The 14,153-nt window shown below is 71.6% G+C and carries 10 protein-coding genes; 3 read left to right on the forward strand and 7 right to left on the reverse strand.

Annotated features, from left to right (window positions below):
- Positions 1-21 precede the first annotated feature (21 nt).
- Together CFW40_RS29710 and CFW40_RS29715 are read right to left on the reverse strand one after the other, a co-directional pair.
- The gene (locus CFW40_RS29710; protein ID WP_088800879.1) at positions 22-1,623 is read right to left on the reverse strand and encodes an alpha/beta fold hydrolase; all 1,602 of its coding nucleotides are present in this window, start codon (positions 1,621-1,623) and stop codon (positions 22-24) included.
- 292 nt (positions 1,624-1,915) lie between these two features.
- A complete protein-coding gene (locus tag CFW40_RS29715; protein WP_088800880.1) occupies positions 1,916-2,773 on the reverse strand; it encodes an alpha/beta fold hydrolase in 858 nt (285 codons plus the stop codon).
- Between the two features lie 101 nt (positions 2,774-2,874).
- On the opposite strand from CFW40_RS29715, the gene CFW40_RS29720 reads away from it, so the two are divergent.
- A complete protein-coding gene (locus CFW40_RS29720; protein ID WP_088800881.1) occupies positions 2,875-4,203 on the forward strand; it encodes a PLP-dependent aminotransferase family protein in 1,329 nt (442 codons plus the stop codon).
- A gap of 141 nt (positions 4,204-4,344) precedes the next feature.
- Here the strand turns inward: CFW40_RS29720 and CFW40_RS29725 are convergent, their stop codons facing one another.
- The 4 genes from CFW40_RS29725 to CFW40_RS29740 form a co-directional block, all read right to left on the reverse strand.
- Positions 4,345-4,644, reverse strand: a complete 300-nt coding sequence (locus tag CFW40_RS29725) for a hypothetical protein (protein ID WP_176956349.1) — start codon at positions 4,642-4,644, stop codon at positions 4,345-4,347.
- A gap of 185 nt (positions 4,645-4,829) precedes the next feature.
- Complete coding sequence (locus CFW40_RS29730) at positions 4,830-5,990, reverse strand: glutathione S-transferase family protein (RefSeq protein WP_256331209.1); 1,161 nt, start codon at positions 5,988-5,990, stop codon at positions 4,830-4,832.
- A 76-nt stretch (positions 5,991-6,066) separates the two neighbouring features.
- Complete coding sequence (gene ligD / locus CFW40_RS29735; RefSeq protein WP_088800882.1) at positions 6,067-7,038, reverse strand: non-homologous end-joining DNA ligase; 972 nt, start codon at positions 7,036-7,038, stop codon at positions 6,067-6,069.
- 99 nt (positions 7,039-7,137) lie between these two features.
- Positions 7,138-9,438: an MMPL family transporter gene (locus CFW40_RS29740; protein ID WP_088802441.1), complete on the reverse strand. Its 2,301-nt coding sequence runs from the start codon at positions 9,436-9,438 to the stop codon at positions 7,138-7,140.
- A 557-nt stretch (positions 9,439-9,995) separates the two neighbouring features.
- Between CFW40_RS29740 and CFW40_RS29750 the strand changes: the two genes are divergently transcribed.
- Entirely contained in the window at positions 9,996-10,733 is a 738-nt protein-coding gene (locus CFW40_RS29750; RefSeq protein ID WP_088800883.1) for an SDR family NAD(P)-dependent oxidoreductase, read from the forward strand.
- A gap of 361 nt (positions 10,734-11,094) precedes the next feature.
- On the opposite strand, the gene CFW40_RS29755 is transcribed toward CFW40_RS29750, so the two are convergent.
- A complete protein-coding gene (locus CFW40_RS29755) occupies positions 11,095-11,970 on the reverse strand; it encodes a polysaccharide deacetylase family protein (protein ID WP_088800884.1) in 876 nt (291 codons plus the stop codon).
- 206 nt (positions 11,971-12,176) lie between these two features.
- Between CFW40_RS29755 and CFW40_RS29760 the strand changes: the two genes are divergently transcribed.
- Positions 12,177-14,111, forward strand: a complete 1,935-nt coding sequence (locus CFW40_RS29760; RefSeq protein ID WP_256331208.1) for an APC family permease — start codon at positions 12,177-12,179, stop codon at positions 14,109-14,111.
- Positions 14,112-14,153: the final 42 nt, after the last annotated feature.

Consider the following 14,153-nt stretch of genomic DNA (forward strand, 5'->3'; position numbering starts at 1 on the left):
GGGGCACGTGCCGGGGAACCGCTAATCGCGCACGGGCACCGACACATACGACGGATCGTTCGCCGGGGAGGAGAAGGTCAGCCGGGCGCCGCTCGGGTTGTGCTCGTTGTACAGCGGGTCGACGGTGTCCACGACCACCGCGAGACGGTGGCCGGCCGGGACGTCGTAGGCCGTGGAGAACAGATCCAGGTCGACGCCGAAGGGCTGGTTCGGTGTCTTGTCGTGGAAGGTGTACGGCGCGTGGGTGACCAGCTTGCCGATGCCGAGCGGGCCCACGTCGTAGAGGTAGGCGATGGCGGTGCCGCTCTCCGCGGTGCTGGTCAGGGTGGTGTGCAGCCGAGTGGTTCCCCTGACCCGCTGCCCGGTGTCGTAGCGCTCGGACTGCCAGACGGCGGCCAGGGAGCGCGGCAGCAGCGGGATCGAGGCCATCGGCGGCAGCCGGAGGAACTGGTCCAGCATGCTGGAGAGAATGACCAGCCCGCCGTTGGCGCCGGAGTCCCAGTTGGTGTGGAGCTGCTTGCTGCCGCCCAGCTCGATCCGGCGCTGCGCGGACGGGACGTCCTGCCAGCTCTTGTAGCCCTCGTACGCGCCGGTGGAACGGGACTTGAGCAGCACCGGCGACTCCCGGTCGATGCCGTTGTCCGCGCCCTTGAGGTAATGATCGAACCACCGCTGGGTGTCGGTCCAGGTGTCGTTGGGCAGCCCGAACAGGCCGAGCCCTTCGGCCGTGGCGTGATCACCGGGACGGAATTCGAGCCGCTTGGGGCCGGTCAGCTTCTCGTAGAAGTCGGCGGTCTGGTTGGGCGGGAAGATGGAATCGCCCCAGGCGTTGCCCAGCATGATGGCGGTGCCGTTGGCGTTGATCCTGTCGAGGTAGGTGGCGGGGGAGCGCTTGCGGCCCCACGCGATCAGGTCCTTCTCCTTGTCCAGGTTCGAGGCGAGGAAGTCCTTCATGATGGTGCGGAATTCGGGGCTGGGGCGTCCGGTCAGCTCGCCCGTGCCGCCCAGGAACGACGCGGCCTGCCGGTGCTCCGTGCGGCCGCTGTAGATCGAGCCGACGAGATCGCCCCAGCCGCTGAGGGCCGCAACGACCTTGATCCGTTTGTCGAACGCGGAGGCCAGCAGGCTGATCCCGGCACCGTAGGAGACCCCGCCCATCCCGACCTTTTGCGGATCGGCCGGCGTGTGGGCCAGTGTCCAGTCGATGACCTTCGAGGCGTCGGCGACGTCCTTCGGACCGGCCGTATCGATCTCTCCGCCGGACTGCCAGAAGCCGCGTGAGTTGTATCCGACGACGACATAGCCCGCCTCGGCCAGCTTCTTGGCCTGTGCCATGTACTCGATCTGCGGCATCGACCAGCTGGTGGGCAGCACGATGACGGGGTAACGCCGGGTTCCGTCGGCACCGGCCGGAGTGAAGACATTCGCCTTGAGGGTGGTGCCGCCGTCGCCCTGGATGTCGACGAACCGCACGGAGGGGGTGCCCGACACCGCTGCCGTGGGAGCGGATTGCGGCGTTGCCGCCTCGGCGGTGGCCGGCGCGCCGGCGAGGACCGTGGTGGCCAGCACCGCCGCGGAGACGGTGCTGACCGCGGCGCGCAGTGTCGTACGGGAGGGCCTCATCTTCTGCTCCAGATCTCGATGCGGGCCGGCCGCAACGCTGTCCGAGAGGGACAGGTGGGGCGCACGGTGACCCGATTTTGACTGGAGAGTAAGGTCCACTCCTTACCTGAGGTAACCCATCGGTAGGTTACGGGTGGGTAACGCCCTTGCGGCCAGGGGGAGTCGGGGGTGGGGGCGGCGAGGATGGGCGTTGGCGACCGGCGAGGGCGAGGGGCGGGGGGAGTGGCGCCCGGGGCACCGTTCGATGAGAGTGAGCGTCAGATCTGGGCGGGGTGCGCGACCGCGGTGGTGCTCAGCCTTGCGGTGCGGTCGTTGTCGCGGTCGTTGCCGAGGCCTTCGGCAGTGAGTTGAGGAAGTCGTGCAGTGCCGCGTTGAAGGTATGCGGCTGCTCCAGGTTCGGCATGTGGGCCGCCTGTTCGATGATCGTCAGACGGGAATCCGGGATGCGTTCGTGGAGGTGGCGGGCGTCGCTCACCGGGGTGTAGGTGTCCTCGGTGCCGACCACCACCAGGGCCGGCACCGTGATGCGGGGCAGCAGTTCGGTGTAGTCGGGGCGTTCGGCGCGGCCGCGCAGGGCGGCGGCCGCGCCTTCGGGGGGCGTGGTGGTCATCATCTCCAGGACGTGCGCGGCGACGTCCGGCCGGGCGGCGATGGTGTCCGGGGAGACCATCTTGTCCAGCACCTCGTGCGCGTAGTCGGCCATGCCCTCGCGGAGCAGCCGCTCCGCCATGTCGTACCGCGCGGTCTTGCCGTCCGGGGTCTCCGCCGCGGCGAAGGTGTCGGCGAGCAGCAGGGCGCTGATCCGTTCAGGAAAGAGCCGGTAGCACTCCATGACGATCTGACCTCCCATGGAGAGGCCGCCGAGGGTGCAGCGCTCGATCCCGAGGTGGTCGAGCAGGTCGACGAGGTCCCGGGCGAACGTCGCCAGCGGGGTTTTGCCGGGGGCCGTGGTGGTACCGGTGGTCATCGTGCTGTCCCCGTAGCCCCGGAGGTCCGGGGCGATCACCCGATGGCCGGCCCGGCTGAAGTACTCGGTCTGCGGGCGCCACATCGAACGGTTGAAGGGGTGCCCGTGTACGAGCACCAGTGGCTCGCCGCTGCCCTCGTCCTCGTACCCGACGGTGATCTCTCGGCGAAAGACCGGTCCCATGAAAGGCGTCTCCTCTGCTGTGGCTTGACTCCTCGATGCTATAGAGGGCAATCTCTCGGCACAATGTAAATAATGTACTCGGTGCAATATGGAAGTGATCGATGGACGACTATCGCGTGATCGCCGATGAGCTCGCGGCCGACATCGCCGCCGGCCGGCTCCGCCCCGGGGACCGGCTGCTGCCGCTGCGCAGGTTCGCCAGGAACCGGCGCATCGCCAGCTCCACGGCGGCCCGGGTGTACCGGGAATTGAGCCGGCGCGGGCTGACGGTGGGGGAGGTCGGGCGCGGTACTTTCGTGCGCACCGCCGCGCCCGCGGCCGAGCCCGCCCTGGCCGAACCGGGCGGGGCCAGGGTCGACCTGGAGATGAACTTCCCCGTCCTGCCGCACCACCCCGCGCTCCTGGCCAAGAGCCTGGAGCATCTGGTGCGCCCCGACGCGCTGGCCGACGCGCTCCGCCCGGTGGGCGCCGCCGGCACGGCCGTGGCCCGCCGGACCGCGGCCGCCCACCTCGCCCGCGCCGACTGGGCTCCGGACCCCGGACAGCTGCTCTTCGCGGGCAACGGCCGGCAGGCGGTGGCCGCGGCGGTCGCCGCACTGGTCCCGGCCGGTGAACGCCTCGGCGTCGAAGCGCTCACCTACCCCGTCGTCAAGGGCATCGCGGCCCGCCTCGGGGTCACGCTCGTCCCGCTCGCCATGGACGAGCACGGCCTGACCCCCGAAGCGCTGCGGGCCGCCGCTCCGCTGCGCGCCGTCTACGTCCAGCCGGCCCTGCACAATCCGCTCGGCACCACCATGCCCGGCCCGCGGCGTGCGGAACTCGCCGCCGCTGTACGGGAGTTGGGCATCAGCGTCATCGAGGACGCCATCTACGGCTTCCTCCGCGACGACCTGCCGCCGCTCGCGGCCCTCGCGCCGGAGCGCACCGTGGTCGTCGACAGCCTCTCCAAGCGGCTCGCGCCCGGCCTGTCGCTGGGGTTCCTCACGGTGCCCACGGACACCACCCAGGACTTCGCGACCGCACTGAGGTCGGGGACCTGGGCGGCCTCCCGCTTCGCGCTCGACGCCGCCACCCGCTGGATGGCCGACGGCACCGCGGCGGCCGTCGAGGAGGAGAAGCGCAGCGACGCCGCCGCGCGCCAGCTGATCGTTGCCGATAGGCTCGCCGGCTTCCGGGTCCGGGCCGATCCGCGGGCGTATCACTGCTGGTGGGAGCTGCCGGATCCCTGGCGGGCCGATACCTTCGTCGCCGCCGCTGCCCGCCGCGGCATCGCGGTCACTCCGTCCGGGGCGTTCGCCGTCGGTCCGGGCCACGCCCCGGACGCCGTACGCCTGGCCCTCGCCTCGCCGCCCGTCGACACGCTGGCCGGGGCGCTCGATGTGCTGGCCGGGCTGGCGCGGGGGATGCCGGAGGACAGCGTGCCGGAGTGACGGAGGGGCGCCGTTCACCGCGGAGCAATTCGCCCCGGTGCATGGCACCGCGGTGCCATGCACCGGTGTGGGGTTCGCCGCGGGGCCGCGCGGGTGCCCGGTCCAGGGGCCCGGCTCGGGTGCTTGGTGCGAGTGCCCGGTTCAGGTGCCGCTCATCAGCTCCGAGAGTCCGGTGCGCCATTCGGCGGCGTTCATCACCGGCCGCAGCGAGACCTTCGCGTTCAGGTCCATGAAGAAGGATTCGAGGAGAGTCGGCATCTGCGAGGACTCCCTCATGTCGAAGTAGAAGAAGGCGGTGCGCTCGCCGTCGTCGAGGGTGAAGTAGGCGGCCTCCGGCTGCAGAGCGGCGAAGGCCGACTCCATGATCTTCGACAACTGGCCGCTCTGGATCAGTTCGTTGCCGGTCCGGGTAGGTATCCGGGCCGTCAGGACCATCCTCATCGGGCTCACTCCTCGCTGGAGTGTGTGGATCGTGGGGGTAGGGGGTGGGAGTGGTGGTGCGGAGGGGCAAGGGGAGGGGATCGTTCTCTGTTTTCAGGGTCTCACGCTCCGGGAGCCGGGGCCCGGTCCGGCGGCCGGGGGCCGGCGAAGCCGTCGGGGCCGCCCGGAAGCCGGCCGGGACCGCTTCAGAAGCTGTTCGGCGCAGCGTCGGGGCGGCCGCTGGGCGGGACCTCCTCGGCCGGCGGTACCGGGCCGGGCGGCGTGCCGTCGCCGAACGGCCGTCCGCCCAACTCCTCGCGGTGGTGCGGGGTCAGCCAGCCGGAGAGGTCCGGCCCGAGCGGGACGATGCCGGTCGGGTTGATGCCCGTGTGCACCCGGTAGTAGTGCTGCTTGATGTGGTGGAAGTCGACGGTGTCGCCGAAGCCGGGGGTCTGGTAGAGGTCCTTGGCGTAGGCCCACAGCACCGGGTCCTCGGCCAGCTTGAACCGGTTGCACTTGAAGTGCCCGTGGTAGACGGCGTCGAAGCGGACCAGCGTGGTGAACAGCCGGATGTCGGCCTCCGTGAGGGTGTCGCCCACGAGGTAGCGCCGGTCGGCCAGCCGCGCGGACAGCAGGTCCAGGCGCCGGAACAGATCATGGAAGGCGGCCTCGTAATCGCTCTGCCCGGTGGCGAAACCGGCCCGGTACACCCCGTTGTTGACATCCCGGTAGATGCCCGCCATGACCACATCGATCTCCTCGCGCAGCGGCTCGGGGTAGAGATCGGGTGCGCCGGGCCGGTGCAGCGCCTGCCACTGGGTCGCGAAGTCCAGGGTGATCCGCTGGTAGTCGTTGGTGACGAGCTGCCCGCTGGGTACGTCCACGATGGCGGGGACGCTGACGCCGCCCGGGTAGTCCTTCTCGCGGGCGTCGTAGGCCTCGCTGAGGAAGCGGATGCCGAGGACGGGGTCGCGGCCGTCCGGCTCCAGGGTGAAGCGCCAGCTGCGGTCGTCCTGGATCGGGTCGGTGAGGGCGAGCGAGATCGCGTCCTCCAGACCGAGCAGCCGTCGGGAGATGACGGCGCGGCTCGCCCAGGGGCAGGCGCGGCTGACCACCAGGCGGTAGCGGCCGGCCTCGACCGGCCAGCCGTCGCGGCCGTCCGCCGTGATGCGGTCCGCGAAGTGGCTCTTGGAGCGCTTGAAGGGCTTCTTGCCGTAGGCCGTGTTGCCCTCGGTGGTGGCGGGCGGGGTGCCGTCCGAGGCGCTGGCTGTGGCGCCGTCGGTATGACTGCCCGCGTTGCTGCCCGCGTCGCTGCCCGCGTCGCTGCCCGCGTTGCCGTCGGTGGTGCTCTTGGTGGGGCGGTTCATCACCGGCTCCTTCCGTCTGCCGTGGTGCGGAGTCCTCAGGGCGAGCCTTCCCGGCGCGGCGCCGGTATCCCCGAACTCAGCCGAGGTGGGTGAGATCGGGGCGCAGCCGGTGCCAGATCGGATGCCGCAGCCGGCCCGCCGAGGTCCAGCCGCTCAGCGTGATCTCGGCGACGAGCCGGGGCTCGGCCCAGTGCGCGCCCGGCGTGTCCACGGGGTTGATGAACGGGGAGCGGTCGAGCGGGATCACTCCCAGGTAGTGCGCCAGCTCCTGGCGCTCCCGGCCGGACAGCCCCGAGCCGACGGAGCCGACGTACCGCAGCCCCGCGGGTTCGGCGATACCCGCCAGGACGGAACCGGGCAGGCCGGCCAGCCCGCCATGGCCCTCGGTCCAGCCCCCGATGATCACATCGAGGGTCAGCAGATGCTTCGTCTTGCGCCACTCGGGTGACCGGACGCCCGGCAGATACGCGGAGGTCAGCCGCTTCGCCACCACACCTTCGAGGCCGCCCTGCAGCGAGGCCTCCCAGGCCTGCTGCCCATGGCCCTCCACATACTCGGGCGCCGACCAGTTCGGGCCGCGCAGGCGCAGCGCGGACAGCAGCCGGCGACGCTCGTAGTACGGCGCACCGAGCAGCGATCCGTCCAGGTACATGACGTCGAAGAGGACGAGCTGTACGGGGTACTCCATGGCGAGCCGGGCCGTGCGGCGCGGGTTCACCACGCCCATCCGGCGCTGCAACAACCCGAAATCCGGCCGCCCGCGCGCGTCCAGCACCACCACTTCACCGTCGAGCACCGCGGGCCGGCCCCGCAGCTGTTCGCCCAGCGGCCCCAGTTCCGGGTAGGTGGTGGTCGCGTCGTTGCCCGCCCGGGTGACCAGCCGGATCGTGCCGTCGCCGGGGGTGTTGACGATGCAGCGCGCACCGTCCCATTTGGCCTCGAACGCCCAGGCCGCCTCCTCGTGCTCGGCGGGCAACGGGCCGACCGTGGCCAGCATCGGCCGGATCACGGGGTACGAAGCCGAGCCGGGCTCGGCGAACGGGGCCATATGTCGATGATCGTCGGATCCGGGGGCGCGCGCAGATCGGGTGGGGCCGGGCGGCCGGTCCGGTCGGCCGGCCGGTCAGGCGGGGCAGCGGCCGAGCGGTCAGCCGGTCAGCCGGTCAGCCGGTCGGGCCGAACCGGCCGTGGGGAGCTGTACCTCGCCCTCCGTCCGTACCTGCGGCAGGATCCGGTCCAGCCACCGCGGCGTCCACCAGGCCGCCCGGCCCAGCAGCGTCATCACCGCGGGGACCAGCAGCAACCGGACCACGGTGGCGTCGATCAGTACGCTCACGGCCAGGCCGAGGCCCAGCATCTTCACCACGACGTTGTCGCTGACGATGAAGGCCGCGAACACGCTCACCATGATCAGCGCGGCACAGGTGATCACCCGGGCGGTGATCTCCAGCGCGTGCGCCACGCTCGCCTTCGCATCACAGGTGCGCAGCCACGCCTCGTGCACCCGTGACAGCAGGAAGATCTCGTAGTCCATGCTCAGCCCGAAGACGATCGCGAACATCATCATCGGCACATAGCTCTCGATCGGCACCCTGCCCGAGACCCCGAGCGCCGGGCCGCCCCAGCCCCACTGGAAGACCGCCACCACCACCCCGTACGAGGCGGCGATCGACAGCACGTTGAGCACCGCGGCCTTCAGGGCGACCAGCACGCCGCGGAAGACGATCAGGATGATGAGGAAGGCGAGGGCGACGACCACGGCGATGATCAGCGGGAGCCGGCCGGCGACGAGGTCGAGGAAGTCCACCTGGCCGGCGGTCGTGCCCGTCACATAGCCGTGCGCCTCGGTTCCCCGCACGGCCTGCGGCAGGAGGTCGTGTTTGAAGCGGTTGACCAGGTCCGTGGTGGCCGCGTTCTGCGGGGTCTGGGCGGAGTACGCGGTACCGGTCAGCACCGCGCCGTCCGGGGTGGCCTTCAGCGGGGTGACGAAGGCGGCGCCCGGCACCTTCGTGAGCACCTTCTGCGCCTGCGCCGCCAGCATCGGGCGGTCCGCCTGCGGCACGGCGGACTGGTCGATGACGAGCGTCAGCGGGCCGTTGGAGCCCGGTCCGAACGCCGAGGACATCAGGTCGTAGGCACGCCGGTCGGTGAAGGACTTCGGGTCGGCGCCGTCGCCGATATGACCCAGCTGGATCGAGAAGACCGGCAGGGCCAGCACGACGACGATGAGCACCCCGCCCGCCAGGTACCACCAGGGGCGGCGCTCCACCCGCTGTGCGTAGCGGTGCCAGGTGCCGCGGGCCTCCTCGCCCGGTGCGGCGTCCGTCTCGGCGATGGGCCGGCGGACGCGGAGCCGGTCGATGCGGCGGCCGGTCAGCCCGAGCAGCGCTGGTACCAGGGTGAGCGCGCCGAGCACCGCGGAGACCACGGTGATGGCGGCCGCCACCCCCAGTTTGCCGATGAAGGAGAGGCCCGAGACCCAGAGCCCCATCAGCGCGATGATGACCGTGCAGCCGGACACCAGGACCACCCGGCCGCTGGTGGCCACGGCCTTGCCCGCACCGGTGACCGGGTCCGCGCCGTCCATGAGGTTCTGCCGGTGCCGGGTGATCAGGAAGAGCGCGTAGTCGATGCCGACACCGAGGCCGATCATGGTGGCCAGAGTGGGGGAGACGGTGGCGAAGACGAAGACGGCGGCGAGCAGTCCCAGGCAGGCCAGTCCGCAGAAGGCACCGACCAGCGCGGTCAGCAGCGGCACCCCGGCCGCCGGCACACTGCCGAAGCCGACCAGCAGCACCAGGATCGCCACGGCGAAGCCGATCACCTCGCTGACCAGGTCATTGGGCGCGGGCCTGGCCAGCTCGCCCAGCGGTCCGCCGTACTCCACGTCCACGCCGGCGGAGCGCAGCGGCCGCACCGCCGCGTCGACACCGCTCAGATAGTCCGGGGCGAGGGTGGACGGCTGCACGCTGAACCGCACGGTGAGGTACGCGGTGTGGCCGTCGCTGGAGAGCGGACCGACGTTCGGTGTGCCGGGCGGCGGTGTGGCGGGAGGTGCGCCGGGCGGGGGCAGTGGGTTCTGCACGGAGAGCACCTTCGGCAGCTTGCCCAGCGCGGTGACGGCACTGTCGATCCGGCTGCGGAAGACGGTGAGGGGGTGAGCCGTGTCGTGCAGGACGACCTGGCTGCTGTAGCCACCGGCCTTCGGCTCGTGCTGCTGCAGCACCTCGCGGCCCTGGGTGGACTGGACGCCGGGCAGCGAGAAGTTGTCGGAGTAGTCACCGCCGTACGCGCGCTGCAGCACCTGGAGTGCGGCCAGGGCGACCAGCCACAGCACGATGACGAGGACGCAGTGCCGGGCACACCACTCGCCGGTGCGGCGCAGCGCCCCCTGGGAGCGGCGGGCGCCCGGCGCGGCGGGAGCGCTCGGGGTCTTCGGCAACGACATGCGTGCTCCCGGTGCGGGCCGGCGCTCCTGGCACAGGCGGACACCCAGCATTCAACGGCGGTTCCGTCGCCGCGGCATGCCCACAGGGGGAGACGGGCGCCGTCCGAACGGGTGCGTCACCGCGTACCTCCCCGTCGCTCTGTGCCCGTCCCCGTGTGCCCGTCACCCGCCCGGCGGGAGCCCGTCCGCGCGGAACACCGGCAGAGAGCGCCGGAAGAGCGGCCCGCGGCCTCCGGCACCGATGAACTCGTAGTGTCCTGCGGGGCGTTGGAGCCGGGTGACATCCGCGTGCTCGAAGCGCGGAAGCGGGGAGCCGTCCGCCGCCTCCCCGGCGGTGGCGCGGGCGCGCGCACGGACCTCCGCCGACGGGTCCACCGTACGGCCGGCCGTGCCCGTGTCCGGTGCGGCTCCCTACGATTCCTTATGCACGTGGGTGACCTGGCACGAGGTAAGGATTGAGCTGTTGATGAACCATTCCTGGTCGTTTGCTGAGCGGTCGCGCTCCCGTAGCGCTGATGCCGGTGTGAGCCGTCCGCGCGCCGGAGCGGAGGGGGCCGATGAGCCGGGCGGTGCTGGTGACCGGGGCTTCGCGGGGGATCGGCCGGGCGGTTGCCGAGATCTTCGCCGCGCACGGCGACCGGGTCGCCCTGCATTACGCGTCGCGGCGAGCGGCGGCGCGGGAGGCGTTCGAGGGGCTGGCGGGGAGCGGGCATGTGCTGGTGCAGGGGGATGTGAGCACGCCGGAGGGGGCGGCGGCGATCGTCGAGGCGGCCGTGGACGGGCTGGGCGGCGTCGATGTGCTCGTCAACAACGCGGCCGCGAACCGGGCGCATCCGCTGGACCGTACGTCGTTCGACGACTGGCGGAGCGCCTGGCGGCAGATCGTGGACGTGAACCTGCTGGGGGCGGCGGACGTCACCTACCACGCGGCGCGGAGCATGATCGAGCGGGAGGTGGAGGGACGGATCGTCAGTATCGGGTCGCGTGGGGCGTTCCGCGGTGAGCCGGATCATCCGGCCTACGGCGCGTCCAAGGCGGCGCTGCAGGCGATGGGTCAGTCGCTGGCGGTCCATCTGGCGCCGTACGGGATCGGCGTGGCATCCGTGGCCCCTGGTTTCGTGGCAACCGAGCGGGTCGCGGACCGCCTCACGGAGGACGTCCGGCAGCAGAGCCCGTTCGGCCGGGTCGCCACGCCGCAGGAGGTGGCGTCCGCCGTCCACTATCTCGCTTCACCGGAGGCGGTCTGGACCTCCGGGACGGTGCTCGACGTCAACGGGGCGTCGTATCTGCGCTGAGCTCCGCCTCGGCATCGGGACGACGGGACGGGGCAAGGGGACGGGGCAAAGGGGAAGCCCCGGCCGAACGGGGGAATTCGGCCGGGGCGGCTTGTGGGGGCGCGGGCGGTGACGGCGGTGGCCTACGGGCCTGCTGCCGTGCGGCGGTGGGCCGGCTTCCCTGGGGGAGGGCCCTCGGACGTCGTCGTGCCGGCGCCCGCTTCCAATTGAACGATAAACCATAGGGTGAGTTTCCGGGGCATCGGGTGACCGCTCTCACCCGATGCCCGCCGTCGCCGGTCTCGCCCCTCCCGATGACTGCCGTCGACGGCCTCCCCTCCCGATGCCGGCGGCCCGTTCCTCGCCCCCGGGGCGCGGGCCCTCAGGGCTCGATGCGGATCGGACGGTACCCCTCGTCCAGCAGGCGTGGCAGATACCACTCCAGGGCCGCGACGGTCTGCCGGCGGTCACCGCCCCCGTCGTGCGACAGGACGATCGCGCCCGGGTGCATCGCGTCCAGGACGGTGTGCGCGATGGTCCGGGCCCCGGGGACGGTCCAGTCCTGTGAGTCGACCGCCCAGCCGACGGGGGACATGCCCAGGTCATTGCAGATGCTCAGGGAGGGGTCGTCCCACTCGCCGTACGGGGCGCGGGCCAGGTCGGGGGCGGTGCCGAGAACGTCCTCGATCAGGCTGCTGGTGCGGCCGAGTTCGCTGCGGACGGCGCCCGGCGGCAGTGCGGTCAGCTGCGGATGCGTCCAGGTGTGATTGCCGACGGCATGCCCCTCGTCGGCGATGTCGCACAGCAGCCCCGGGAATTCGATGGCGTTCTCGCCGATGACGAAGAACGTGGCCCGGACGCCGTGCCGGCGCAGGATCCGCAGGACATGGGGGGTGTGGAAGGGGTGGGGTCCGTCGTCGAAGGTGAGGAAGACCTCGCGGCGGTCGGTGGAGAGGTGGAAGGCAACCTCGGGATGCGGCGGCGAGGCGCCCGGCCCTGACCGGGAGGTCTCGCCGGCCATCGGGCGAAGCCGGTAGGAGTGCGGGTCGTGCGCCGCACCGGCCGGACCGCCGCCCGGGACAGGACCGGTCGGCACGGCGTGCGGGGCGGGCGGCCGGGGCCGGGCCCGTGGCGGCCCGCCGGTCTCCGGAGCGTCGCTGCCGGCCGGGAGCAGCGCGCGGCCGGCGGAGAGCACCCCGACCACGACCGCGGCCTGCACGAACCTCCGCCGCGTCTTCGCGCGCTGATCGGATGCCATCCTCCAGGTGCTCTCATGCGGTCCGCGGCGGAAGCGGGAACGACACCGGCCAGGCCGCGTTCCGCACCCGATCGGCTCGCACGGAGCGCGCGGAAGGGGCCGGCGGCACTGCCCGCAGGAGGGGGCCGGCGGCCCGCGGCCGTGCGGCGCGGCGGCCCCGCGAGCCTCCCTCCGCCCCCGCCGAGCGGCCCTTAGTTTGTCCGCCTATGAGTCCCTTCTTCAGGCCGAAGCGGATGATGGTGGGCCGTCCGCTGGACAGTGCGCGGCTCGGCGAGACGCTGCTGCCCAAGCGACTGGCGCTGCCGATCTTCTGCAGCGACCCGCTCTCCTCGGTCGCCTACGCCACCGAGGAGATCCTGCTGGTCGTCGGCCTGGGCGGGGTCGCGCTGCTCCATCTGACCTGGTACGCCGCGGCCGCCATCGTGCTGGTGCTGGTCGTCGTGGTGGCGTCCTACCGGCAGACCTGTTACGCGTACCCCGGTGGCGGCGGGGCCTACATCGTCAGCGCGCAGAATCTCGGGCGGAACGCGGCGCTCACCGCCGCCAGCGCACTGCTCGTGGACTATGTGCTCACCGTGGCGGTGTCCGTGGTCTCCGGTGTCGCCGCGATCACCTCCGCGATTCCGTCCCTCGGCGGCCATGACCTGGCGCTGTCCGTCGGGTTCGTGGCGCTGCTGGCGATGATGAACCTGCGCGGGGTCCGCGAATCGGGGCGGGTCTTCGCCGTCCCCACCTACGGGTTCGTCTTCTTCATCTATCTGATGTTCGTGTTCGCCGCCGTGCGGATCGCCACCGGCGCGACCCCCCGCGCCGAATCCGCCGGGCTGCCGCTGCACGCCGTCTCGCACTACACAGGTCTCGCGCTGGTCCTGCTGGGGATGCGGGCCTTCGCCTCCGGCTGCACCGCCCTGACCGGTGTCGAAGCGATCAGCAACGGAGTGCCCGCCTTCCGCAGACCGAAGAGCCGCAACGCCGCCACCACGCTGCTGATCATGGGGTTCTTCTCCGTCACCATGTTCGCCGGGATCACGGCCCTGGCCATGCTCTACGACGTGCATGTCGCGGTGGAGCCCACCGAACTGGGGCTGCCGCCGAACACCCCGACCTCCACCGCCCTCGCCCAGATCGCCCGCGCCACCTTCGGCGAGGTCACCGTGCTCTTCTACCTGCTGCAGGCGTTCACGGCCGGGGTGCTGATCCTCGCCGCCAACACCGCCTTCAACGGCTTCCCGATGCTCGCGTCGATCCTCGCCGAGGACCGCTACGTCCCCCGGCAGCTGCACAACCGCGGTGACCGGCTGGTGTTCTCCAACGGCATCATCCTGCTCGCGCTGGCCGCCATCGGGCTGATCATCCTGTTCAAGGCGGAACTCACCCACCTCATCCAGCTCTACATCATCGGCGTCTTCGTCTCCTTCACGCTCTCCCAGACCGGCATGGTCCGGCACTGGCGGACCGTCCTCGCCGAACGCGGCCTGCCGGCCAGGGAACGGGTCCGGCACCGGCGCTCCCAGGCGATCAACGCGCTCGGCGCGGTCCTCACCGGCGTGGTCCTGGTCGTCGTCCTGATCACCAAGTTCACGCACGGCGCATGGATCGTGGTGATCGCCATGCCGCTGCTCTTCATGGGGATGCGCGCCGTGCACCAGCACTACGCGCGGGTGTCACGGGAGGTCGCCATCGCCCCGGACGCGCGACCCTGGGAGCCGGCAGGAAACTATGTCCTGGTGCTGGTCAACGCGTTGAACGCGCCCACGCTCAAGGCCCTCGGCTACGCCCGCGCGATGCGGCCCACCTCGCTGGACGCGCTGATCGTCGCGATCGATCCCGCCGATGTGCGGGGGCTGCGCGAGCAGTGGGACGCCCATGACATCGACGTCCCCCTGCAGGTGCTCAGCTCCCCCTACCGGGACTTCACCCGGCCGGTGATCGACTACGTCCTGGGCGTCAGCGCACGGCATCCGGGCGGCGCCGTCACGGTCATCCTCCCCGAATACCTCGTCGGGCGCTGGTGGGAACAGCCGCTGCACAACCAGAGCGCCCTGCGGCTCAAGGCGCGGCTGCTGTTCACGCCGGGGGTGACGGTGGTCGACGTGCCCTACCGGCTCCCGTCGAGGGGACGCGACAACCGGGCCCAGTAGCGGGGGGGAGGCATCCCCCCCCGCGCCCGAGACCGGCCCGCC

Source organism: Streptomyces sp. 2114.4 (assembly GCF_900187385.1).
Lineage (GTDB): Bacteria > Actinomycetota > Actinomycetes > Streptomycetales > Streptomycetaceae > Streptomyces > Streptomyces mooreae.

Coding starts and splice junctions, on each gene's coding strand:
- CFW40_RS29720 (WP_088800881.1), top strand. CDS start 2,875: ATGGACGACTATCGCGTGATCGCCGATGAGCTCGCGGCCGACATCGCC.
- CFW40_RS29710 (WP_088800879.1), bottom strand. CDS start 1,623: ATGAGGCCCTCCCGTACGACACTGCGCGCCGCGGTCAGCACCGTCTCC.
- CFW40_RS29755 (WP_088800884.1), bottom strand. CDS start 11,970: ATGGCATCCGATCAGCGCGCGAAGACGCGGCGGAGGTTCGTGCAGGCC.
- CFW40_RS29740 (WP_088802441.1), bottom strand. CDS start 9,438: ATGTCGTTGCCGAAGACCCCGAGCGCTCCCGCCGCGCCGGGCGCCCGC.
- ligD (WP_088800882.1), bottom strand. CDS start 7,038: ATGGCCCCGTTCGCCGAGCCCGGCTCGGCTTCGTACCCCGTGATCCGG.
- CFW40_RS29730 (WP_256331209.1), bottom strand. CDS start 5,990: ATGAACCGCCCCACCAAGAGCACCACCGACGGCAACGCGGGCAGCGAC.
- CFW40_RS29725 (WP_176956349.1), bottom strand. CDS start 4,644: ATGAGGATGGTCCTGACGGCCCGGATACCTACCCGGACCGGCAACGAA.
- CFW40_RS29750 (WP_088800883.1), top strand. CDS start 9,996: ATGAGCCGGGCGGTGCTGGTGACCGGGGCTTCGCGGGGGATCGGCCGG.
- CFW40_RS29715 (WP_088800880.1), bottom strand. CDS start 2,773: ATGGGACCGGTCTTTCGCCGAGAGATCACCGTCGGGTACGAGGACGAG.
- CFW40_RS29760 (WP_256331208.1), top strand. CDS start 12,177: ATGAGTCCCTTCTTCAGGCCGAAGCGGATGATGGTGGGCCGTCCGCTG.